A 20273-nucleotide genomic window follows, 5' to 3' on the forward strand; every position below is an offset into this window, starting at 1 on the left:
CGGTATGGCGCAGGCGCGCAGGCCCTTTTTGAAGATGAACGGTCTTGGCAACGATTTCGTGGTCTGGGACGCGCGGGACGAACCGCTGCGCCTGACCCCGGATGTGATTGCCAAACTGGGCGATCGCGAGACTGGTATCGGCTTCGACCAGATGATTACGGTTGAGCGCTCCCCGGCCGGGGTCGACGCATTCATGCGCATCCACAATTGCGATGGTTCGCAGGTGGATGCCTGTGGCAATGCCACGCGCTGCATCGGACGGCTTCTGATCGAGGAAAAGGCCAAGGACTTCGTTTCCATCGAGACCAATGCCGGCCTGCTGCATGCCTTTGCATCCGACGAACCGCGCACGGTGACCGTCGACATGGGCAAGCCGCGCCTCAACTGGGACGAGATCCCGCTGGCTGAGGAATTCGCGGACACACGCGCTATCGAGCTCCAGATCGGGCCGATCGACGATCCGATCCTGCACACGCCGGCGGCTGTCTCCATGGGAAACCCGCACGCCATTTTCTGGGTCGATGATATCGAGGCCTATGATCTGACCCGCGTCGGGCCGCTGCTGGAGCATCATCCGGTGTTTCCGGAAGGGGCCAATATCTCGCTCGCCCATGTCTTCGCGCCAAACGAGATCCGGGTGAAGGTCTGGGAGCGCGGCGTAGGTCTGACCGCGGCTTGCGGTACGGCGGCCTGTGCCGTTGCCGTTGCTGCGGCGCGCGATGGCAAGGCCGGGCGCAAGTCGACCATCCATTTGCCGGGCGGTCCGATCCAGATTGAATGGCGCGAGAGCGACGACCATGTCCTGATGACCGGCCTGACCGAGGTCGAGTTCGAAGGCGAGGTCGATCTTGAGACGTTGGCCTGGGAGAGGGTTGCGCCAGGTGACGAAAATGCAGCGGCCGGAGCCGCCGAATGAGCATTGACGTTGTAACCTTCGGCTGCCGGCTCAATTCCTACGAGTCCGAGGTGATGAAGCGCGAGGCGGAAGCCGCGGGCCTGAAGGATGCCATCCTGATCAATACCTGCGCCGTGACCAACGAAGCCGTGCGGCAGGCCCGTCAGGCCGTGCGCAAGGCGCGCCGGGACAATCCGAACGCCAAGATCATCGTGACGGGCTGTGCCGCCCAGACTGAAAGCGCGACCTTTTCCGAGATGGGCGAGGTCGACCTTGTCCTCGGCAACACCGAGAAGCTCGAACGCAAGTCCTACCAGCAGGTGGCGGCCTTCGGTATCGACGAGAGCGAAAAGGTTCGCGTCAACGACATCATGAGTGTCGAGGAGACCGCAGGTCACCTGATCGACGGACTTGAGGGCCGGGCGCGCGCATTTGTCCAGGTTCAGAACGGCTGCGACCATCGCTGTACCTTCTGCATCATTCCCTACGGCCGCGGCAATTCCCGCTCGGTTCCGATGGGCGTGGTCATCGACCAGATCCGGCGGCTCGTCGAAAACGGCTACAACGAAATCGTCCTGACCGGCGTCGACATCACGTCCTATGGAGCCGATCTTCCAGGTATGCCGAAGCTCGGAACGCTTACGGCGAAGATCCTCAAGATGGTGCCGGACCTGAAGCGTCTGCGCCTGTCGTCAATCGACAGCATCGAGGCCGATGATGACCTGATGCGCGTCATCGCCGAGGACGAACGACTGATGCCGCATTTCCATCTCTCGCTGCAGGCCGGTGATGACATGATTTTGAAGCGGATGAAGCGCCGTCATTTGCGCGCCGATACGATTGCCTTCTGCGAGGAAGTCCGCCGCATGCGCCCGGACGTCGTCTTCGGTGCCGATATCATCGCCGGGTTCCCCACCGAAACCGAAGAGATGTTCCAGAATTCCCTGCGCATCGTAGACGAATGCGGACTCACCCATCTGCACGTGTTTCCGTTCTCGCCACGCCCCGGCACGCCGGCCGCGCGCATGCCGCAGCTGCCCCGGCAGATCGTCAAGGAACGCGGTGCGCGTTTGCGCGCCAAGGGCGAGGAAGTGCTCGTGGCGCATCTGGCTTCGGAAATCGGCAAGATCCGTCCGGTGCTGATCGAGAAAGAAGGCCTCGGGCGCACGGAGCAATTCACTCAGGTCGAGATTGCAGGCGGCGTTGCGGGAGAAATCCTTGCCGTGAAAATCGCCGCACACACTGGGCGGCATCTTCTGGGCGATGTGGTTTCCAAGGCGGCGTAAGATCGAGCCGTCACTTCGGATATAGAATTTCAAGGCAGGTTCATGAGCGAGAAAAAGCGCGGGTTTCTGGGACGGTTGTTCGGCGGCAAGGATCAGGCGCCCGAGACCCCCGAAGAGGCGGTGAGCCCTGCTGTCGCTAATGAAGCCGCATCCGAGACCGTCGAAAGCGCGCCAGCCGCGGAGGTGACCCCGGAACCGGTTGCCCCGGAACCGGAAGAACCCGCTCCGATCGCCGAACCGGCCACTCCCATCGTCGAGGCGGACGAACGAACCTTCGAGGCGACCGAGACAGTGGTTCACCCGGTCGCGGACATGAGCCCGGAACCTCTCCCTCTGGATGCAGGAGCGGTACCGGATCTTGCGCCGCAAATCGTGGCCCATGATCCCGCACCAGCCCGCGTTTCGACCGACACGGCGTCCGAAGAGCCGAAGGTCTCCTGGTTCCAGAAGCTGAAGAAGGGCCTGTCGCGCTCATCCTCTGCGCTGACCGACGGCATTTCATCGATCTTCACCAAGCGCAAGCTCGACGCCTCCATGCTGGAAGAGCTGGAGGATATCCTGATCCAGGCGGATCTCGGCGTCGACACGGCCATGTCGATCACGGACCGTTTGTCGGAAGGACGTTATGACAAGGAGATCGCGCCGGAAGAAGTGCGCGCCATCCTGTCGGAGGAGGTCGAGAAGGTTCTGGGGCCGGTCGCAAGGCCGCTTGATCTCAATCGCGGCAAGAAGCCCCACGTCGTTCTGATGGTCGGCGTCAATGGCACCGGCAAGACGACCACCATAGGCAAGCTGTCACAGAAACTCAGTCAGGAAGGCAAGACGGTGATGCTGGCTGCAGGCGATACCTTCCGCGCTGCTGCCGTCGAACAGCTGAAGATCTGGGGCGCACGCACGGGTGCCGAAGTCGTAGCGCGCGATACCGGTGCAGATGCTGCCGGCCTTGCCTTCGATGCCATGAAGGAAGCCAAGGACAAGCAGGTCGATGTTCTCCTGATCGATACGGCTGGCCGCCTTCAGAACAAGACCGAGCTGATGGATGAGCTGGAAAAGGTCATCCGCGTGATAAAGAAGCACGATCCGGAAGCGCCGCACGACGTCATCCTGACGCTCGATGCAACGACCGGACAGAACGCCCTCAGCCAGGTGGAGATCTTCGGCAAGGTGGCAGGTGTCACCGGCCTCGTCATGACCAAGCTGGACGGAACGGCCCGTGGCGGTATTCTCGTTGCCATTGCCTCCAAGTACCAGCTGCCGGTGCATTTCATCGGCGTCGGTGAAGGCGTCGACGACTTGGAGCCGTTCTCGGCCAGGGACTTCGCCAGCGCGATTGCCGGTCTGGCCTAGCTTTCTTTGCATTCCCCCGAAGATTTGCCCAGCAGGGAATAATCGTGTTTGCTGTTTGGCATTCTTGCCGACGCACAACACGGAGCGGGGGAACTGTTTTGAAGATTTTCTTATCAGGTTGCTTGCTGCTGGCCACGCTCGCATCGACCGCGATTGCCGGTCCGTGTGAGGACCGTTTCATCGAATTGTTCACCCAGCAGGACCAGGGAATGCCAACGAAGGCGTTCAATACGACCGAGTTCAAGGGCGCACCGCCCATGACCAACGAGTTCTACTATCTGTCCCAAAGCCACAACATGTCCGTTCCCGTCAGTCCGCCCCAGGCGCGGGTGCTGACACACGGTACGGTCATGTACCAGTCGTCCGACGAAGGCAAAACCTGGGTGAAGGTCCGGGACCTTGAACCGCCGGTTTCCGCGGAAGAGGCGGCAGCACTCAAGCTCAAGGACGCTGAAACCCTGCGCGACGCGTTGTGTGACGACGATGAGATCGACGGCGTTGCCTATGAGCGGATCGCTGGTGCCATCACCCTGACCCAGGGCATGACGACCGAAAACCGCTACACTTACTGGGTGCGCAAGGACAACGGCATCATCGCCCGTGCGGTCTATGACACCAAGGCGCCGAATTTCGAGATGAAGATCACACAGGACATCGAGCCTGCTCCGGATCTGGTTTTGCCGGTGCCGGAGTAGGGTTCGGAACGGCGAGTGATCAATACCGCACTTCGCAGATGTACTTCGAATAGACCCAGCCGCGCGGGCCGGAATAGCTCTGGTCCTGAAGCGAGCGCAGGACGATCACTTCGCGCCAGCCTTTCACGGCGTAAGGTTCAAGTGACACCATGAATGTGCCGGGCCCGAGCTTGTGCGTCATCCGGCATTTGGATGAGCCGCAGGTGCGAAGCGCCAGGAAATTGTCGCCCCTGGGGTTCAGATTGCAGGTGACGAAATACTCGCCGGAATAGGCGTTGGCGGTGCTTGCCCAGCCAAGGGCGGTCATGACGATGGCAGCCGCCGCGAGGATACGGTTCATGATCGGATCTCCTGACGTGTCGGGACGATCCTAACGGCAGGGCAGTCTGCGACCTTGAGACGGATCAAGGCTGGATCGGGTCACCCGGCTCCCAGCCGTCCGGGGCCATCCTGAAACCCTCGAACCGGAAGCCCGGCGCGACGGTGCAGCCGACCAGAGTCCATTTGCCCAGAGACCGGGCCTGCTGCCAGCCATGGCGTGGAACAATGCCTTGAGGGCGCTCGCCTGCGGCCAGATCGTTGCCGAGGGGGATCCGTTCAACGCTCATGCCGTCTGGACTGATCGAGAGTTCCAGAGCACTGCCGGCATACCAGTGCCAGGTCTCGACCGCGTCGACGGTGTGCCAGCGGGAGGTAATGCCTTCGGGAAGCAGGAAGTAGATCAGCGTGGAGGCCGGACGGCCGCTGTCGTCGCAGACATCGTCGCGAAACGTTTCTGCATAGAAGCCGCCTTCCGGATGCGGCTGCATCTTGAGAAGATCGACGATTTCGGAGGCGGACAGGGACGGGGAAAAGGTCATTCGCGCAGGTCTTGATCGGGACAAATCACTGGAGCTCGATGAAGACTAGCGTGGCGGGGCCGGCCGGGAAAGGGTTCGCCCTCCGTCGACCGGCCCATGCCAAGGTTTTCGTGCTAACCGGTTGCGGGGGAGCCGAGGACCATATCGTCGATAGTCTCGCGCAAGGCGCCGAGGACCTCGGTGTAGAGGGTCACGGCGTCCAGCTTGTGTCCGCCGCCCTGTTGAGCCGGGATGGCTTCCGCCTGCAGCAGGATACGGTGAACGACCGCCTGTGCCCGCTGTTCGGCCGTCCGTCTTTCCCGGCCGCTTTCTGCGTCTTCCGTCATCATGAATTGCCCCTTTCTGATGGCGAGGCTTTTCATATGGGAATGAAACTGCCGCAGCGAAAGGCGCTGCCCGAATTTTGAGCGGCTACGCCTTGTCCTTGCGGGTAATTCCGGGTGCGGTCACAGGTTCATCCCTGATATAAGAGAGGCAATATGAAGTCACGGATCGACTGTACGATATAAAGAATTCCACCTTTGGATGAATACTTCTTATTTAGATACAGAAGTGTTCCGAATGAGAAAGCGATATATGTTATGAAAAGCAAAGATGAAGCAGCAAGCGATATTGATTTGTTTTGCCAGAAATATTTGTCTCCGAAGCCTTTGTAGTCGATCTTTCTCGAGGGGCCGACGCCGTGAATTACACTGAGGAAGTTTGCATTCTCCACCAGCGTTTTTGCCTGATCCTCATTCCTGTAATCGCCAATCGAGACATCGGCAAACAGCGGAGCGGGTGGCGGAAAACTTCCATGCAGTTGCATTGTGTTTTCCCGGTTTCGAAAATAGAAGCAGACCTTGTAGGAATTAGAGTTTCGATAACTCGTTTGTTCGATCAAAGCTGTTCCAAGATCGAACCAAGTATAATGCCATGTTTTCCAGAAACCCCTGACGGTGACACCGTCTGGCCCTACTAATCCAATGCCAGGTCGGTGAATAAGCACCCAGATTGTTAAAAATGGGGCGATGTATATAAATGGCAAGAAAGCAAAAAATATTGAAATTGCCTTATGGTCTTGTCTTGTGAATATGCTTATATCTTTAAATAATACGATGTAGGTCAAATCGTATGAGATATATAAAACTAGCAATAGGGAAAGTATTATTGTCAAGATATATTTTTGATCATAAGGATTAATTTTGTACATGTCGTGTTGGGACGTAGCTACGCCTTGTCCTTGCGGGTGCGGATTTCCGCGAAGACGTCAGCGTCAGAGGCAGCGGTCATGCCAAGAGCGGCTTTGACGGATGGCTCATTGGCGCGCAGGAAGGGGTTGGTTGCCAGCTCCTGCGCCATGGTGGTCGGCAAGGTCGGCTTGCCCGCCGCACGCAGCGTGTCGACCTCGGCAGCTCGAGCTTTCAGGGCCGCATTGTCAGGCTCGATGGTCAGGGAGAAGCGGGCATTGGACTGGGTGTATTCGTGGCCGCAGTAGATGGTCGTGTCTGCGGGCAGCTTTCGCTTCAGCGTCGACAGCGATGCCCACATCATTTCGGCATCGCCCTCGAAGATGCGGCCGCAGCCGAGCGAGAAAAGCGTGTCGCCGGTATGGGCTATCTTCAGCTCAGGGAAGAACCAGGAAATCTGGTCGAGCGTATGGCCCGGCGTGCCGATTGCCTCGACGCTATAAGGCCCAACCGTGATCGTGTCGCCATCAGCGACCGTCTCGTCGAAGCCGGCAACTTTGCCACGGGACAGTTCCGGCCCGACCACATGAGCACCGGTTTTAGCCTTCAGTTCGTCCAATCCCTGAACATGGTCCCAGTGGTGGTGGGTGATCAGGATGTGGCTGAGCTGCCAGCCAGTTTCTTGCAGAACCTCCAGATACGGCTTCGCGTCGGGCACGTCGATGGCGATCGTCGTGCCGCTGTCCGGATCATGAATCAGCACGCCGAAATTGTCGGACAGGCAGGAAAACTGGCGGACTTCGGCGGGCATGGGGCTTTCTCTCCGGGAATTTGCGATCAAATCACTGCTCACAAGGTGGCAAGACTGTTGCCCCGAGACAAGGGGCGGGTTGCGAAACCTCTCGGATCAAGGTTCAATCGCGCCAGTTTGATGCGGGCGGACCATGTATCTCGACGTTGCCGATTTGCGGACCTTCTATGACCTGCCGTTGGGTCGCCTGCTCAGGGTGCTGATCGGCGGACGTGTGCGCACACTCTGGCCGAGCCTTGAGGGACAAAGCCTTCTGGGGATCGGCTATGCCGGACCTTTCATGCGGCCATATCTTGGAAGCGCAGAGCGCTGCATTGCAGCGATGCCGGCGCAGCAGGGCGCCGTTGGCTGGCCTCGAGAGGCGGACAATGCGGCGACCCTCGTCGAAGACAGTCGCTTGCCGTTTTCCGATGCCTATTTCGACAGGGTGATGGTGGTTCATGCACTCGACCATGCCGCCGACCCTTCGGCGATCCTGCGCGAAGCCTGGCGGGTTCTGGCGCCGGGTGGACGGTTGATCGCCATCGTGCCGAACCGGCGCGGCCTTTGGGCTCAGTCGGAGCTCTCTCCCTTCGGTTATGGGCGTCCTTACTCGCGCGGGCAGCTGCGCAATCTTCTCAAAAGCTGTCAGTTCGACGTCATCGGTCAGGAGGAAGCCCTGTTCCTGCCACCGTCGCGGCTTCGGTTCGTCCTGCGTTCCGCGCGGACGTGGGAGGGCCTCGGTCGTCGCCTTTGGCCGGCTTTTTCCGGGCTGTTGATCATGGAAGCGGAGAAGAAGGTCTACCGGGGAATTCCCGTGGAAGGCAGCCGCAGCGCGTTGCGGGTCTTGAGGCCGGTCTTTATTCCTGACGGTGCCCCGGCCGGTTTCAAGCCGATGCGCTACGACAATCCCGACGAGGTCTGAGGGTGCGGTCCGGCCTTATGGCCGCCTGAGAACGAAGACGGCCTGCTCGGCGACGATGTTCCAGACCCACCAGGGAGCCGAGAAGGCGATCTTGTCGCCCTGTCCGCTGAGCGCGACGGCGGTCTCCACCCGGGCCTCCAGTTCCTTGCACAGCTCGACAAAGTCGCGCAGGGAGCAGAAGTGAATGTTCGGCGTGTCGTACCATTCGTAGGGCAGGTACTTGGTGACCGGCATGCGGCCGCGGAACAGCAGCTGCAGCCGGTTGCGCCAGAAGGCGAAATTCGGGATCGAGATGATCACCTTGTCGCCGATGCGCAGAAGCTCGTCGACCACCTTCTTCGGATCGCGAGTTGCCTGCAGGGTCTGGCTCATGATGACGACGTCGAAGGACTTGTCCGGGTAATCGGCAAGGTCGGTGTCGGCATCGCCCTGGATCACCGAAAGGCCGCGCGCCACGCTCTTGTTCACGCCGTCCTGGGAAATCTCGACACCGCGTCCGTCGACCCGGCGCTCGCGGGCCAGAAGATCGAGCAGGGTGCCGTCGTTGGAGCCGATGTCCAGAACGCGCGCGCCTTCGGGCACGAAGCTGGCGACGACGCGGTGGTCGCCGCGAATGGCAAGTCCGTTGAGGCTCTGGTCCTTGGCGGTCATGTCAGTCGGACCCTCCAGGTGCGGGAATGCCGCGGGCATGGGCTGCACCCGTTATGAAGCCCCGGATGGTGGAGAACATTTCCGGCACGTCCAGAAGGAAGGCGTCGTGGCCACGATCGCTTTCGATCTCCACGAAGGAGACGTTGGCGGCGGCGGCGTTCAGCGCCTTCACGACAGCACGGCTTTCGGATGTCGGGAACAGCCAGTCCGAGGTGAAGGACATGATGCAGAAGCGTGTCTTGCTGTCCTTGAAAGCGGCAGGAAGCGACCCGAACTCCGCGGCCAGGTCGAAATAGTCCATCGCCCTGGTGACATAGAGATAGGAATTGGCGTCGAAGCGATCGACGAAGGTCATTCCCTGGTGGCGCAGATAGCTCTCGATCTGGAAATCGGCATCGAAGCCGAAGGTCAGATCTTCACGGTCCTGAAGGTTGCGTCCGAATTTCTGGTGCAGGGACTCGTCCGACATATAGGTGATATGCGCGGCCATGCGGGCAACCGCCAGACCCTTGGTCGGGCGCTTGCCTTCGGCAATGTAGCTTCCGCCGCACCAGTCCGGATCGGCCATGATTGCCTGACGCCCAACCTCGTGGAACGCGATGTTCTGGGACGAATGGCGTGCACCGGTGGCGATTGGAATCGCGGCAAAAACACGGTCCGGGTAGCTCGCCGCCCATTGCAGCACCTGCATGCCGCCCATCGATCCTCCGACGACAGCAAACAGGGTGTCGATGCCGAGCCTGTCGATCAGCCGCATCTGGGCGCGTACCATATCGCGGATCGTCACGACCGGCAGATCGAGGCCATAGGGCTTGCCGGTTGCCGCGTTGGTCGTTGCCGGGCCGGTGGTGCCGAGGCAACCGCCCAGGACATTGGCGCAAATGACGAAATAGCGGTCGGTGTCGACCGGCCGGCCCGGGCCGACCATGCGTGTCCACCATCCGGGCTTGCCGGTGATCGGATTGGTCGAAGCAACATACTGGTCGCCGGTAAGCGCGTGACAGATCAGAACCGCGTTGGTCTTGTCCGCGTTCAGCTCGCCGTATGTTTCATAAGCGATCTGCCAGGGTGCCAGCGAGGCGCCGGAATCCAGTTCCAGCGCTTCGCTCTCTCCGAAAACGGCGAGCTTGCTGCTGGGGCGGTCAGCCTCCTGCAGGGCGCGGTTGGCTGAATCTGTCGCTTGGGTCTCGTCGGCCATAACTCTTGTTTCGCTCAGGAGCGCTGTGCTTTTGCGGGTCCGGTCAGGTCGCGGCAGCCTGCCGGCCACCGGGAACATTGCAGGTAGGGTGGCTGAGGTTGCAGTGTCAATGATTTCTTTTGCGTTTAGGTACCGTGGTGCCTATGACTATCAACCTCATTTTTGCTTTTCCGCAGAGGTTCCGAGGGGTTCATGTCTTCAAGACCCGACACTGAATCGGCACGGGCGGAGCTCAGGCTCCAGCTCGATGCGCTTGATGCCAAGCTGCATGACTGTCTGATCGAACGCTCCCGGATTGTCGACGATCTTTCGCAGATCGATGCAGGTACGGGCTACTCGCTGCAGCCTGGCGATGACGCGGATTTGATGCGCCATCTTGTTGAGCATCATCAGGGAACGCTGCCTCTGCATGCGGTCGAACATATCTGGCGCATGCTGATCGCGGCCGGGCTTGGCGCAGATCGTACCGTCAATATCCATCTGGACGGCAGTGCCGACCTCCTTGGAATGCTCGACGTCGCGCGGTTCCATTTCGGTTTTTCCTGCGAACTGATCGCGGGTTCGGATGCTGCCGACGTCGTAGGCGCAATTGCCGATGGCGAAGGCGACCTCGGTCTCATTGCGCTTGAGGATCGCGCCGACCTGCCCTGGTGGCGTGGACTGAGCCTCGATGGTGCCGAGATCACGGCGCGGCTGCCATTTCTGGTCAACGACGAACGCCCGGCGGATCTGCCCGCCTTCGTGATTGCGCAGGCCTCCGCAATCGCGGTAAAAGCCGGTCGCGACACCATCGTTTATGATGCCCGCTGGAGCGGCGCGCTTCCCGGAAGTCTGATGACGCAAGGCCTTGAAGTTGTCAGCTTCCACCGGTCAATGAGCGGCGTCGACGCCCTGCTCGCCGTTTCCGCGGATCTGAGTGAAGACCAGATCCTGGCAGCCTGCGAAGAAGCCGGGGCGGTGCCGGATGTATTGCGTATGGTCGGGGGCTACAGCTCGCCGATTGATGTTGAGGGCGATGCGGACGATGATTTCGGTGCCGCAGCCGCCGAAGGATGATCTGAATGAACGACGTTTCCACGCCACAAGTCAGTGACGAAAACCTACGCCGCCCGCAGCCGCGTCCCGGTGTGATGGATATTGCGGCCTATGTGCCGGGCAAGTCCAAGGGCTCGAAGGGCGTCACCGTACACAAGCTGTCGTCCAACGAGACGCCGCTTGGCGCGAGCGAGAAGGCCAAGGCCGCTCTTGCTGCTGTCGCCGAGCATCTGGAGCTCTATCCGGACGGCGCGTCGACTGCCTTGCGCGAGGCCATCGGCGGCGTCTACGGCCTCAATCCGGAGCGCATCATCTGCGGTGCCGGTTCCGACGAGATTCTGAGCCTGATCGCCTATGCCTATCTCGGCCCGGGCGACGAGGCGATCTATTCCGAGCACGGTTTCCTGGTCTATGACATCGCGATCAAGGCAGCCGGTGCGACGCCGGTTGTGGCTCCGGAGAAGAACCTGACCACGGATGTCGATGCCATTCTGGAGCGGGTGACCGAGAAAACCCGTATGGTCTTCATCGCCAACCCGAACAATCCGACCGGCACCTATCTGCCGTTCGAGGAAGTGCGCCGCCTGCACGCGGGCCTGCCTCCGCACGTCCTGCTCGTTCTCGACGCTGCCTATGCGGAATACGTTCGCCGCAACGACTACGAGAGCGGTATGGAACTGGCAGCGACTGCGGAAAACGTCATCATGACGCGGACCTTCTCGAAGATTTACGGCCTTGCGAACCTACGCCTCGGCTGGGGTTTCGGTCCGGCACATGTCATGGATGCGCTGAACCGCATTCGTGGTCCCTTCAACGTGAACGGCCCAGCGATTGCAGCGGGCATCGAGGCGGTGAAGGACAAGGCATTTGTCGAGCGAGCGGTCGACCACAATGAAAAGTGGCTGCCGTGGGTGACGGCCGAACTGGAGAAGCTGGGTCTTGAAGTCACCCCAAGCGTGGGCAACTTCGTTCTGATCCACTTCCCGGATGTGGACGGCAAGCGTGCAGCTGACGCGGATGCCTATCTGCTGGAGCGCGGCTGTGTTCTGCGTCTCGTCGGCAACTATGGCCTGCCGAATTCCCTTCGCATGTCCATCGGCTCTGAAGTGGCCAACAAGGACGTCGTTGCCCATCTGGCCGAGTTTATTGGCTGATATCTGACCCTTCTGCCTGGCAATCTGTTTGACTGATGAGTGAACCTCTTTTTGACCGCCTGGCCCTGATCGGCATCGGCCTGATCGGATCCTCTATTGCCCGGGTTGCGCGCGAGCGCAATCTGGTGCGGGAAATCGTCATTTCGACCCGTTCGGAAAAGACGCTTGCCCGCGCCGAAGAGCTGGGCCTTGGCGACCGATATTGCCTCGATGCGGGTGAAGCAGTCGAGGGGGCGGATCTCGTCATTCTTTGCGTGCCGGTGGGTGCCAATGAATCGGTTGCGAAATGGATTGCGCCGTCGCTGAAAGCCGGCGCCATCCTGACGGATGTCGGGTCGACCAAGGGCTCTGTGGTGCGTCAGGTGCGCCCGCATGTGCCTGACGGTGTTCATTTCATCGCCGGGCACCCGATTGCAGGTACTGAACAGTCAGGTCCCGATGCCGGTTTCTCGAGCCTGTTCGAGAACCGCTGGTGCATCCTGACGCCCGATGGCTCGGGTGATGAGACCGCAATCGAAAGTCTCTCCGCATTCTGGAAAGGCTGTGGATCAAATGTGGATGTCATGGACGCGGACCATCACGATCTGGTCCTCGCCATCGTCTCGCATCTGCCGCATCTGATCGCCTACAACATTGTCGGAACGGCTGACGATCTGGAGACGGTGACAAAGTCGGAAGTGATCAAATACTCGGCCTCCGGTTTCCGAGACTTCACGCGACTTGCTGCTTCGGACCCGACCATGTGGCGGGACGTTTGCCTCAACAACAAGGACGCGATCCTGGAAATGCTGGCCCGGTTTTCGGAAGACCTGTCGGCCATGCAGCGGGCCATCCGCTGGGGGGATGGCGACGCCCTGTTCGACCTCTTTACGCGGACCCGTGGCATTCGCCGGTCGATCATCGAGGCCGGGCAGGAAACCGATGCCCCGGACTTCGGGCGCTCCCATTCGAAGAAGGACGCCTAGCGCCCGCGCCTCAGTGGTTTCGGTGTGCGATGAAGGCCGCAAGGGCAGACAGCGTCTGCGCCTTTTCGCCGAACGGCGAGAGGAGTTCCTGAGCTTCCGTCAGCAGCCTTGAGATCTCGCTTCTGGTCGCCTCGATGCCAAGCAAGCCGACGAGCGTGGCCTTGCCCGCTTCAGCATCCTTACCGGTTGCCTTGCCGGTCATCTCCGGGGTTGCCTCGACGTCGAGAAGGTCGTCAGCCAGCTGGAAGGCAAGACCGATGATCTCGCCGAAACGCGTCAGGCGCTCGACGTCATCCTCGCGGGCATCGGCAAGGATTGCACCGGCGCGGCAGGCATAGCGCAAGAGCGCACCCGTCTTCATCGCCTGAAGCGTGCGGATTTCCGCTTCGCTCCGCTCCCGGCCTTCCGATTCGAGATCCAGCATCTGGCCGCCGGCCATACCGCCGATGCCTGCAGCGCGGGCCAGTTCGCGAGACAGGCGCAGGCGCACAGCAGCATCCGCATGGACCCGTTCGTCGGCGATCACATCAAAGGCAAGCGTCAGCAAAGCGTCGCCTGCAAGGATCGCGGTTGCCTCATCGAAGGCCTTGTGCACGGTCGGCTGACCGCGGCGCAGGTCGTCGTCGTCCATGGCCGGCAGGTCGTCATGGACCAGCGAATAGCAGTGAATGAACTCGAGCGCCGCACCGGCAACGGCTGCGCCATCGTCCGTCCGGCCGAACAGGGCAGCCGCTTCGAGCACGAGGACGGGACGCAAGCGTTTGCCGCCGCCGAGGGAGGCATAGCGCATTGCCTCGACGAGGCGTTCCGGGCGAGTCGTTTCGCCTGCGCTGGCATCTGCTGTCAGCAAGTCCTCCAGAACCGCTTCCATGCGCGCAGCCTGATGCGCCAGGTGAGGCTTGATGTCGATGGTCAAGACAGGCTCCTTGGAGGATGCGCGGGCAGTTGGACGCCCCGGTCACGGAAGTTCCGGTTTCCCTGACGCCAATAGGCTGTATCGTCAAGAGCCTGGATAAAAAATCATCGTCCCGGCGTAACCGAAGGGCAATCTCGCGCGTTTCATTGATGGCGGTCCTGATGGCAGGGTTCCGGCATCTTCTGAATGTGCTATTTCAACAGTCTCATGGAATTTGCCGCCTCCGAGTTGTGGATGAAGCAGGCAGGCTGTCGCGGACAACAAACGGGATCTGAATGGGGCGGGGCAAGACATCCGATACGAAGACAAAAGGGCAGACGAGCAGGCCGTCTGAGGGCCGTTTGATGCGCCTCCGGTCCGCGCTGAAGGATCGTTCGTCATGGCGTCGCTGGATAATCCGGATGCTGGTTGTCATCGTGCTGCTTCCGCCTGTCCTGACTGTTTTGTACGCCGTGGTGCCGCCGGTCAGCACCCTCATGCTGGGCCGCTATGCCCAATTGCTCTGGGTCGACAGGCAGTGGAAACCGCTGGAAGAGATTTCTCCCCATCTGGTCCGCTCGATTATCACCTCTGAAGACAGCGGTTTCTGCGTACACGGCGGCGTGGAATGGGAGGCGTTGCAAAAGCAGGTTGATGTTCTTTTGAATGAGGGGGAAAGCCCGCGCGGTGCGTCGACCCTGACCATGCAGACGGCCAAGAACCTGTTTCTCTGGAATGGCCGGAGTTTCGTTCGCAAGGGACTGGAATTACCGCTGGCCCTCATGCTGGACGCGATGCTGACCAAGCGGCGGATCATGGAGATTTATCTGAATATCGCGGAATGGGGCGAGGGCATCTTCGGCGCGGAAGCTGCCGCCCAGGCCTGGTACGGCATTCCGGCCAAGGACCTGTCCCGGACACAGGCGGCGCGTCTTGCAACGGCGCTGCCAAATCCCCTTGGGCGCAACCCGGCGAAACCTTCGTCGGGGCACCGGAAACTGGCCGCGACGAACCTGTCCAGGGTGAAGGTTGCGGGAGATATTTTCTCCTGCGTCCTCGGATCTTGACCCCGGCCCAACTCTCCTGTACGTCCGGTCAAGAAAATTCGCTATATGGGCTGGCAAAACCTGTGCGTTGCCTGTATAACGCCGCCCATTCCAACACGCTGCGTGATGCCACGCCCCGGGCTTTCCCGGTCCGGGCCGCGCGACTATGGACCACGGAGAAGAACAAAATGGCCGTACCGAAGAGGAAAACTTCGCGCATGAAGCGCGGTTTTCGCCGTTCCGCGGACGCCCTGAAGCAGCCGACTTACGTCGAGGACAAGGATTCGGGCGAACTGCGTCGCCCGCATCACGTTGACCTGAAGAGCGGCATGTACCGGGGCCGTCAGATCCTGACTCCGAAGGACGACGTCTAAGGATCGGGATTTGCCGCCAGGCATAACGAGATCAAGGCCGGCCCATTGGGTCGGCCTTTTTCGTTTTCGACCGGCTTCCCGCCCTGGTGCATGGCCTCTCGGCGCGCCCGCTGCCGAACGAATCTGATAAGACTAATCCTGACCAGCCGCATCGGCGGCTCCTGATCGAGGAACACTCCATGGGTCTGCTTGCTTCCCTGCCGCTGACGCTCCTGCCGCTCATTGCCTACAACCTGATTGCCTTCTCGCAAGGGACAGGCGCGGCGTTCTCCGCCGAATTCCTGTCTGTTGCGATGGTCTCGGGAGCGGTGTTTTCCATGGCCGTGAGCGATCTTCTGATCGCAGGTGCCTTGGTCATGCTGTTTTTCGAGATCCTGAAAGCGACCCGGATCGGGAGAGCGGCCCTTGTCGACCATATCCTGTCGGTGCTGGTCTTCGTCGCCTATCTGGTGGAATTCCTCGTCGTCGCGAATGCGGCAACATCGGTGTTCTTCATCCTGATGGCGATCTCGCTGGTCGACGTGATCGCAGGCTTCTCGATCTCCATCACCGGTGCGCGCCGGGATGTTGCCTTCGGCCACCATGGGGACGGGCCGTATTGAGAAGGTGAAATGGCGAGGCCTCAGGCCTCGCTGCTGTCTTCCATAATCGCATGCCGCTGGATCAGCGGCAGCTGGGTCATGGTGAAGACGAGGGTGATCGGCATGACGCCGAAAACCTTGAAATTTACCCAAAAGTCCGTCGAGAAATTGCGCCAGACAACCTCGTTCAGGATCGCCAGGACGAAGAAGAACAGGCCCCAGCGCCAGGTCAGGATGCGCCAGCCCTCGTCGGTCAGCTTGAACGCACTGTCGAAGACATAGCCGAGCAGGGATTTGCCGAACAGCAGACCGCCAAGCAGGACCGCGCCGAACAGCGAATTGATGATCGTCGGCTTCAGCTTGATGAAGAGATCGTCGTGCAGCCACAGCGTCAGGCCGCCGAAGACCAGCACGACAGCGCCTGTCACGAGCGGCATGATCGGCAGCCGCTTTGTCAGCGACAGGGAGGCGACCAGTGAAATGGTGATCGCGACCATAAAGGCGGCGGTGGCCAGGAAGATCGGTTTGCCAAGCGCCTGAAGCACCGGAAAGGCTTCCGCGATCTGCTCGCCGCGTGAGTTGAACAGGAAGAAGACGGCCAGCGGTCCGAGTTCCAGTGCGAGCTTGAGAAGGGGCGAGAGTTCCTTGCGGGCCGGATCGTTCGGATCGCGTTCAAATTCCATCGTGCTCTGTTGCTCCTGCGAACTGGGTAGCCATGACTTGTACGCAGATAGGCACCCGGGGTCGGGCAGGTCAAGGTTTGACAGCGTGTGTTGGCTTGAATGACAAAAAAGGCGCCCGGTGAGGCGCCTTTCATTTGTTTCTTTCGTCAGGCTCTTGCCTTAGCCGTTGGCGATGTACTGGCCGCCGTTGATGGTCATGACGGCGCCGGTCATGAAGGCCGCTGCGTCGGAGGCCAGGTAGACTACGGTGCCGGCGATTTCCTCCGGATGGCCAAGACGGCCGACCGGGATGCCGGAGACAATGGATTCCAGAACCTTCTCGGGCATGGCTGCGACCATGTCCGTGTTGATGTAGCCCGGGCACACGCAGTTGACGGTGATGCCCTTGAAGGCATTTTCCTGCGCCAGCGCCTTGGTGAAGCCGATCACGCCTGCCTTGGCCGCCGAATAGTTGGTCTGGCCCATCTGGCCCTTCTGGCCGTTGATGGAGGAGATGTTGATGATGCGGCCGGAGCCACGGGCGCGCATGCCCTCGATCACCGGGCGGGTCATGGTGAACATGCTGTCGAGGTTGGTCGACATCACGGCCTTCCATTGGTCGAAGGACATCTTGTGGAACATGCCGTCGCGAGTAATGCCGGCGTTGTTGACGAGAACCTCGATCGGGCCGAGTTCTGCCTCAACCTTGGCGATGCCGTCGGCGCAGTCCTTCTCGTCGGCAACGTCCCACTTGTAGACGTGGATGCCGGTCTCTGCCTTGAAGGCCTCGGCCTTTTCGGTGTTGCCGGCGTAGGTTGCCGCTACCGTGTAGCCAGCGTCCTTGAGACCTTTGGAAATCGCCTCCCCAATGCCGCGTGTTCCACCCGTAACCAATGCGACCTTGCTCATTCCTTCCTCCTTGTTCACCCCGTCTTCGAGCCTTGCCGGCCCGCGTTTGCACTGTCATGGCAAAGCGCGTTTTGCCCCGCCATGACAGATATCAATTGTGGCTAGACCATTCGGCCTAGGCTGTCCGTCGGATGGCGCGCTTAGCGCTCCAGGCACATGGCGACACCCATGCCGCCGCCGATGCAGAGCGTTGCGAGACCCTTCTTGGCGTCGCGGCGGCCCATTTCGTGAAGCAGCGTGCAGAGGATGCGTGCGCCGGATGCTCCGATCGGGTGACCGATGGCGATGGCGCCGCCGTTCACGTTGACGATGTCCGGGTTCCAGCCCATGTCCTTGTTGACCGCGCAGGCCTGGGCCGCGAAGGCTTCGTTGGCCTCGACGAGGTCGAGGTCGGAAGCGGACCAGCCGGCCTTTTCCAGGGCCTTGCGGGAGGCAGGGATCGGGCCCGAGCCCATGATCGCCGGATCGACGCCTGCGGTTGCCCAGGACGCGATGCGGGCGAGCGGCGTCAGGCCACGGCGCTCGGCTTCGGCAGCACTCATGACGAGGATTGCAGCGGCGCCGTCGTTGATACCGGAAGCGTTTGCGGCGGTGACCGATCCGTCCTTGGTGAAGGCCGGGCGGAGCTTTGCAACGCTGTCGAGAGTTGCGCCGTGGCGAATGTATTCATCGTCCTCGACGATGGTGTCGCCCTTGCGGCCCTTGACCGTGACCGGGGTGATCTCGTCCTTGAATTTGCCTGCCTTCTGGGCGGCTTCGGCCTTGTTCTGCGACGCGACGGCGAACTCGTCCTGCTGCTCGCGGGAGATCTGCCACTTCTCGGCAACGTTTTCGGCGGTCTGTCCCATGTGGTAGCCATTGAAGGCGTCCCACAGGCCGTCCTTGATCATGGTGTCGATCATCTTGTAATCGCCCATCTTGTAGCCTGCACGCATAGGCGCGCAATGCGGTGACAGGGTCATGTTTTCCTGGCCGCCAGCCATCATGATGGTGGCATCGCCGCACATGATCTGCTGCGCTGCAATCGCGACGGTGCGAAGTCCGGACCCGCAAACCTGGTTCAGGACCCAGGCTGTCGAGTTCTCGGACAGGCCGGCTGCGATGGCCGCCTGGCGCGCCGTGTTCTGGCCGGCGCCTGCGGTCAGAACCTGGCCGAAGACGACTTCATCGACTTCGCTGCCGGACACGCCGGCCTTTTCGAGCGCGGCCTTCATGACCGTTGCGCCCAGCTCATGTGCCGCAACATTGGCAAATGCACCGTTGAAGGAGCCAACGGGCGTGCGTGTGGCACTGACAATCACGACATCGTTAGAAGCGCTCATCATAAACTCCGGGTGTTTTCCTCCAGGATGGGTACTTCAACGCAGCGTCACCCATGCTGCACAAGCGAAGCTACCCTCTCGAGGCTGACTAGAAACGTTGGTCCTGTTCAAGTCAACCGGATTGCCCCGTATGTGGCGGCTCTTTTTCGCACCCGCGGGATTATCCTTTCGTCGCTGCACACAAAAAGGCTGGCAAGTCCTACGCCCTTTGGCTTAGTCTGGTTGCCGGAGGAGACGGTGACAGCCTCTATGAGCTTGTCATCAAACGGGAACTTGCCGCGAGGCTCCTTGAAACGGAAGACGGGAATGGCAAAGACCAGCGAGCCAACAATCATCAAGAAATACGCGAACCGCCGACTCTACAACACGGGCACCAGCACCTATGTGACGCTCGAGGACCTGGCGGTCATGGTGAAGGGGGAAGAGGACTTCATCGTATACGACGCCAAGACGGGCGACGACATCACGCGGTCGGTTCTGACGCAGATCATCTTCGAACAGGAAGGCAAGGGCCAGAATCTTCTGCCGATCGCATTCCTGCGCCAGCTGATCCGCTTCTACGGCGACAGCATGCAGGGTCTCGTGCCCAGCTTCCTGGAATACTCGATGACGTCCCTGACGCAGGAGCAGGAAAAGTTGCGCTCGCAGATGAGTGAAGCTTTTGGCGCGACCGCGTTCGAGGCGATCGAAGATCAGGTCAAGCGGAACACCGAGATGTTCGAGCGGGCCATGAAGATGTTCATGCCGTTTTCCGCCGGCGACAACGCTGGGGCAAGCGCTGCGGCGCCGACCAAGCCGGCCCGGTCGGAAGCTTCTGATCTCGATGACATGAAGCAGCAGCTTGCCGACATGCAGGCAAAGATCAACGCCTTGAGCGACAAGAAGTAAAAAGAACAGGATTGCCGGGCCCGAAATGTGTCAGGGTCCGGCAACTCTTTTTCATCGAGTTTATCGGGCTTTAGCCGCAGTCTGCCACGAGCTCGACGGCAGCGACGCCGGCCAGCGCAGCGGCCTCGTCATTATCGGAGGTGTCGCCGGTGATTCCGACCGCGCCGACGACGTCGCCATCAGCATCCTTCATGAGAACGCCGCCCGCGACGGGAACGATCGTGCCGCCGGAGACGCCGTTCAGCGCCTGAACGAAATGCGGGCGGCTTTCGGCATTTGCGTTCAGCCATCGCGTGCCGGTGCCCACGGCAAGTGCGCCAAACGCTTTGCCGGTGGCGATCTGCGGGCGCATGATGGACGAACCATCCTGGCGCGACAGGGCAACCAGGTGTCCACCTGCATCCAGAACGGCGACCGTAAGGGGCTTCAGGTTCAATTCGGCGGCTTTGTCAAAGGCGGCGGAGATGATTTGCTCGGCCATTGAAAGAGTAAGTTTGCGCATCCGGTGTGTTCTCCCTTACAACATGGGCTCCAAAAGTACCCGAGGGCTACCAGATCGCCCGAGGAGCTACCAGCAGCATAACAACCAAAGATTTCCTCCCGGGAGGAAAAACTCTGGAGGTGGA

At 60.6% G+C, this 20273-nt stretch carries 24 protein-coding genes; 12 read left to right on the plus strand and 12 right to left on the minus strand.

What is annotated here, in order from left to right; translation table 11 throughout:
* Positions 1 to 4: 4 nt before the first annotated feature.
* The 4 genes from dapF (at position 5) to ACN0SY_RS12410 (ending at position 4223) form a co-directional block, all read left to right on the plus strand.
* A complete protein-coding gene (gene dapF / locus ACN0SY_RS12395) occupies positions 5 to 916 on the plus strand; it encodes a diaminopimelate epimerase (RefSeq protein ID WP_417687455.1) in 912 nt (303 codons plus the stop codon).
* The gene (gene mtaB / locus ACN0SY_RS12400; RefSeq protein ID WP_417687457.1) at positions 913 to 2181 is read left to right on the plus strand and encodes a tRNA (N(6)-L-threonylcarbamoyladenosine(37)-C(2))-methylthiotransferase MtaB; all 1269 of its coding nucleotides are present in this window, start codon (positions 913 to 915) and stop codon (positions 2179 to 2181) included. The genes dapF and mtaB overlap by 4 nt, the downstream gene beginning before the upstream one ends.
* 42 nt (positions 2182 to 2223) lie before the next feature.
* Positions 2224 to 3528, plus strand: coding sequence for a signal recognition particle-docking protein FtsY (ftsY, locus tag ACN0SY_RS12405; RefSeq protein WP_417687459.1), 1305 nt, complete (start codon positions 2224 to 2226; stop codon positions 3526 to 3528).
* Between the two features lie 98 nt (positions 3529 to 3626).
* Positions 3627 to 4223, plus strand: coding sequence for a hypothetical protein (locus ACN0SY_RS12410; protein ID WP_417687461.1), 597 nt, complete (start codon positions 3627 to 3629; stop codon positions 4221 to 4223).
* 19 nt (positions 4224 to 4242) lie between these two features.
* Here the strand turns inward: ACN0SY_RS12410 and ACN0SY_RS12415 are convergent, their stop codons facing one another.
* The 5 genes from ACN0SY_RS12415 to gloB all read right to left on the minus strand — a co-directional run bounded on the left by ACN0SY_RS12415 (position 4243) and on the right by gloB (position 7063).
* Positions 4243 to 4563: a hypothetical protein gene (locus tag ACN0SY_RS12415; protein ID WP_417687463.1), complete on the minus strand. Its 321-nt coding sequence runs from the start codon at positions 4561 to 4563 to the stop codon at positions 4243 to 4245.
* A 64-nt stretch (positions 4564 to 4627) separates the two neighbouring features.
* A complete protein-coding gene (locus ACN0SY_RS12420; RefSeq protein ID WP_417672423.1) occupies positions 4628 to 5083 on the minus strand; it encodes a cupin domain-containing protein in 456 nt (151 codons plus the stop codon).
* A 113-nt stretch (positions 5084 to 5196) separates the two neighbouring features.
* A complete protein-coding gene (locus ACN0SY_RS12425) occupies positions 5197 to 5412 on the minus strand; it encodes a hypothetical protein (RefSeq protein ID WP_417672421.1) in 216 nt (71 codons plus the stop codon).
* A gap of 125 nt (positions 5413 to 5537) precedes the next feature.
* On the minus strand, positions 5538 to 5891 hold the full coding sequence (locus tag ACN0SY_RS12430) for a hypothetical protein (protein ID WP_417687465.1): 354 nt from the start codon (positions 5889 to 5891) through the stop codon (positions 5538 to 5540).
* Positions 5892 to 6292: 401 nt separating this feature from the next.
* Positions 6293 to 7063, minus strand: a complete 771-nt coding sequence (gloB, locus tag ACN0SY_RS12435; RefSeq protein ID WP_417687467.1) for a hydroxyacylglutathione hydrolase — start codon at positions 7061 to 7063, stop codon at positions 6293 to 6295.
* 133 nt (positions 7064 to 7196) lie between these two features.
* On the opposite strand from gloB, the gene ACN0SY_RS12440 reads away from it, so the two are divergent.
* A complete protein-coding gene (locus ACN0SY_RS12440) occupies positions 7197 to 7967 on the plus strand; it encodes a class I SAM-dependent methyltransferase (protein WP_417687469.1) in 771 nt (256 codons plus the stop codon).
* Positions 7968 to 7982: 15 nt separating this feature from the next.
* Here ACN0SY_RS12440 and metW read toward each other — a convergent pair whose 3' ends face one another.
* Both metW and metX read right to left on the minus strand, forming a co-directional pair.
* Complete coding sequence (gene metW / locus ACN0SY_RS12445) at positions 7983 to 8618, minus strand: methionine biosynthesis protein MetW (protein ID WP_417687471.1); 636 nt, start codon at positions 8616 to 8618, stop codon at positions 7983 to 7985.
* Between the two features lies 1 nt (position 8619).
* The gene (gene metX / locus ACN0SY_RS12450) at positions 8620 to 9816 is read right to left on the minus strand and encodes a homoserine O-acetyltransferase MetX (protein ID WP_417687473.1); all 1197 of its coding nucleotides are present in this window, start codon (positions 9814 to 9816) and stop codon (positions 8620 to 8622) included.
* 192 nt (positions 9817 to 10008) lie between these two features.
* On the opposite strand from metX, the gene ACN0SY_RS12455 reads away from it, so the two are divergent.
* From ACN0SY_RS12455 to ACN0SY_RS12465, 3 genes are read left to right on the plus strand one after another with little or no spacing between them, the layout of a single operon-like run.
* Positions 10009 to 10872, plus strand: coding sequence for a chorismate mutase (locus tag ACN0SY_RS12455; RefSeq protein WP_417687475.1), 864 nt, complete (start codon positions 10009 to 10011; stop codon positions 10870 to 10872).
* Between the two features lie 5 nt (positions 10873 to 10877).
* Positions 10878 to 12005, plus strand: a complete 1128-nt coding sequence (gene hisC, locus ACN0SY_RS12460; protein WP_417687477.1) for a histidinol-phosphate transaminase — start codon at positions 10878 to 10880, stop codon at positions 12003 to 12005.
* A gap of 35 nt (positions 12006 to 12040) precedes the next feature.
* Positions 12041 to 12970, plus strand: coding sequence for a prephenate/arogenate dehydrogenase family protein (locus tag ACN0SY_RS12465; protein WP_417687479.1), 930 nt, complete (start codon positions 12041 to 12043; stop codon positions 12968 to 12970).
* Between the two features lie 10 nt (positions 12971 to 12980).
* Here the strand turns inward: ACN0SY_RS12465 and ACN0SY_RS12470 are convergent, their stop codons facing one another.
* The gene (locus tag ACN0SY_RS12470; RefSeq protein WP_417687931.1) at positions 12981 to 13841 is read right to left on the minus strand and encodes a polyprenyl synthetase family protein; all 861 of its coding nucleotides are present in this window, start codon (positions 13839 to 13841) and stop codon (positions 12981 to 12983) included.
* A gap of 389 nt (positions 13842 to 14230) precedes the next feature.
* Between ACN0SY_RS12470 and mtgA the strand changes: the two genes are divergently transcribed.
* The 3 genes from mtgA to ACN0SY_RS12485 all read left to right on the plus strand — a co-directional run bounded on the left by mtgA (position 14231) and on the right by ACN0SY_RS12485 (position 15887).
* On the plus strand, positions 14231 to 14932 hold the full coding sequence (gene mtgA, locus ACN0SY_RS12475; RefSeq protein WP_417687481.1) for a monofunctional biosynthetic peptidoglycan transglycosylase: 702 nt from the start codon (positions 14231 to 14233) through the stop codon (positions 14930 to 14932).
* Positions 14933 to 15099: 167 nt separating this feature from the next.
* A complete protein-coding gene (rpmF, locus tag ACN0SY_RS12480; RefSeq protein ID WP_417671222.1) occupies positions 15100 to 15285 on the plus strand; it encodes a 50S ribosomal protein L32 in 186 nt (61 codons plus the stop codon).
* Positions 15286 to 15464: 179 nt separating this feature from the next.
* Complete coding sequence (locus ACN0SY_RS12485) at positions 15465 to 15887, plus strand: hypothetical protein (protein WP_417687483.1); 423 nt, start codon at positions 15465 to 15467, stop codon at positions 15885 to 15887.
* Between the two features lie 20 nt (positions 15888 to 15907).
* Here the strand turns inward: ACN0SY_RS12485 and ACN0SY_RS12490 are convergent, their stop codons facing one another.
* The 3 genes from ACN0SY_RS12490 to ACN0SY_RS12500 form a co-directional block, all read right to left on the minus strand.
* On the minus strand, positions 15908 to 16549 hold the full coding sequence (locus tag ACN0SY_RS12490; protein ID WP_417687485.1) for a septation protein A: 642 nt from the start codon (positions 16547 to 16549) through the stop codon (positions 15908 to 15910).
* A gap of 159 nt (positions 16550 to 16708) precedes the next feature.
* Positions 16709 to 17437, minus strand: a complete 729-nt coding sequence (phbB, locus tag ACN0SY_RS12495; protein WP_417687487.1) for an acetoacetyl-CoA reductase — start codon at positions 17435 to 17437, stop codon at positions 16709 to 16711.
* A gap of 140 nt (positions 17438 to 17577) precedes the next feature.
* A complete protein-coding gene (locus tag ACN0SY_RS12500) occupies positions 17578 to 18759 on the minus strand; it encodes an acetyl-CoA C-acetyltransferase (protein ID WP_417687489.1) in 1182 nt (393 codons plus the stop codon).
* Positions 18760 to 19065: 306 nt separating this feature from the next.
* Here ACN0SY_RS12500 and phaR point away from each other — a divergent pair, with 306 nt between their 5' ends.
* Positions 19066 to 19647 (plus strand): polyhydroxyalkanoate synthesis repressor PhaR, encoded by a 582-nt coding sequence (gene phaR / locus ACN0SY_RS12505; RefSeq protein ID WP_417687491.1) that lies wholly within the window; start codon positions 19066 to 19068, stop codon positions 19645 to 19647.
* A gap of 70 nt (positions 19648 to 19717) precedes the next feature.
* Here the strand turns inward: phaR and ACN0SY_RS12510 are convergent, their stop codons facing one another.
* Entirely contained in the window at positions 19718 to 20149 is a 432-nt protein-coding gene (locus ACN0SY_RS12510; protein ID WP_417687493.1) for a GlcG/HbpS family heme-binding protein, read from the minus strand.
* Positions 20150 to 20273: the final 124 nt, after the last annotated feature.

It is taken from the genome of Roseibium sp. (assembly GCF_048261595.1).
Taxonomy (GTDB): Bacteria; Pseudomonadota; Alphaproteobacteria; order Rhizobiales; family Stappiaceae; genus Roseibium.

Coding starts and splice junctions, on each gene's coding strand:
- dapF (WP_417687455.1), top strand. CDS start 5: ATGGCGCAGGCGCGCAGGCCCTTTTTGAAGATGAACGGTCTTGGCAAC.
- mtaB (WP_417687457.1), top strand. CDS start 913: ATGAGCATTGACGTTGTAACCTTCGGCTGCCGGCTCAATTCCTACGAG.
- ftsY (WP_417687459.1), top strand. CDS start 2,224: ATGAGCGAGAAAAAGCGCGGGTTTCTGGGACGGTTGTTCGGCGGCAAG.
- ACN0SY_RS12415 (WP_417687463.1), bottom strand. CDS start 4,563: ATGAACCGTATCCTCGCGGCGGCTGCCATCGTCATGACCGCCCTTGGC.
- ACN0SY_RS12420 (WP_417672423.1), bottom strand. CDS start 5,083: ATGACCTTTTCCCCGTCCCTGTCCGCCTCCGAAATCGTCGATCTTCTC.
- ACN0SY_RS12425 (WP_417672421.1), bottom strand. CDS start 5,412: ATGATGACGGAAGACGCAGAAAGCGGCCGGGAAAGACGGACGGCCGAA.
- ACN0SY_RS12430 (WP_417687465.1), bottom strand. CDS start 5,891: ATGCAACTGCATGGAAGTTTTCCGCCACCCGCTCCGCTGTTTGCCGAT.
- gloB (WP_417687467.1), bottom strand. CDS start 7,063: ATGCCCGCCGAAGTCCGCCAGTTTTCCTGCCTGTCCGACAATTTCGGC.
- ACN0SY_RS12440 (WP_417687469.1), top strand. CDS start 7,197: ATGTATCTCGACGTTGCCGATTTGCGGACCTTCTATGACCTGCCGTTG.
- metW (WP_417687471.1), bottom strand. CDS start 8,618: ATGACCGCCAAGGACCAGAGCCTCAACGGACTTGCCATTCGCGGCGAC.
- metX (WP_417687473.1), bottom strand. CDS start 9,816: ATGGCCGACGAGACCCAAGCGACAGATTCAGCCAACCGCGCCCTGCAG.
- ACN0SY_RS12455 (WP_417687475.1), top strand. CDS start 10,009: ATGTCTTCAAGACCCGACACTGAATCGGCACGGGCGGAGCTCAGGCTC.
- hisC (WP_417687477.1), top strand. CDS start 10,878: ATGAACGACGTTTCCACGCCACAAGTCAGTGACGAAAACCTACGCCGC.
- ACN0SY_RS12465 (WP_417687479.1), top strand. CDS start 12,041: ATGAGTGAACCTCTTTTTGACCGCCTGGCCCTGATCGGCATCGGCCTG.
- ACN0SY_RS12470 (WP_417687931.1), bottom strand. CDS start 13,841: ATGGAAGCGGTTCTGGAGGACTTGCTGACAGCAGATGCCAGCGCAGGC.
- mtgA (WP_417687481.1), top strand. CDS start 14,231: ATGCGCCTCCGGTCCGCGCTGAAGGATCGTTCGTCATGGCGTCGCTGG.
- rpmF (WP_417671222.1), top strand. CDS start 15,100: ATGGCCGTACCGAAGAGGAAAACTTCGCGCATGAAGCGCGGTTTTCGC.
- ACN0SY_RS12485 (WP_417687483.1), top strand. CDS start 15,465: ATGGGTCTGCTTGCTTCCCTGCCGCTGACGCTCCTGCCGCTCATTGCC.
- ACN0SY_RS12490 (WP_417687485.1), bottom strand. CDS start 16,549: ATGGAATTTGAACGCGATCCGAACGATCCGGCCCGCAAGGAACTCTCG.
- phbB (WP_417687487.1), bottom strand. CDS start 17,437: ATGAGCAAGGTCGCATTGGTTACGGGTGGAACACGCGGCATTGGGGAG.
- ACN0SY_RS12500 (WP_417687489.1), bottom strand. CDS start 18,759: ATGAGCGCTTCTAACGATGTCGTGATTGTCAGTGCCACACGCACGCCC.
- phaR (WP_417687491.1), top strand. CDS start 19,066: ATGGCAAAGACCAGCGAGCCAACAATCATCAAGAAATACGCGAACCGC.
- ACN0SY_RS12510 (WP_417687493.1), bottom strand. CDS start 20,149: ATGCGCAAACTTACTCTTTCAATGGCCGAGCAAATCATCTCCGCCGCC.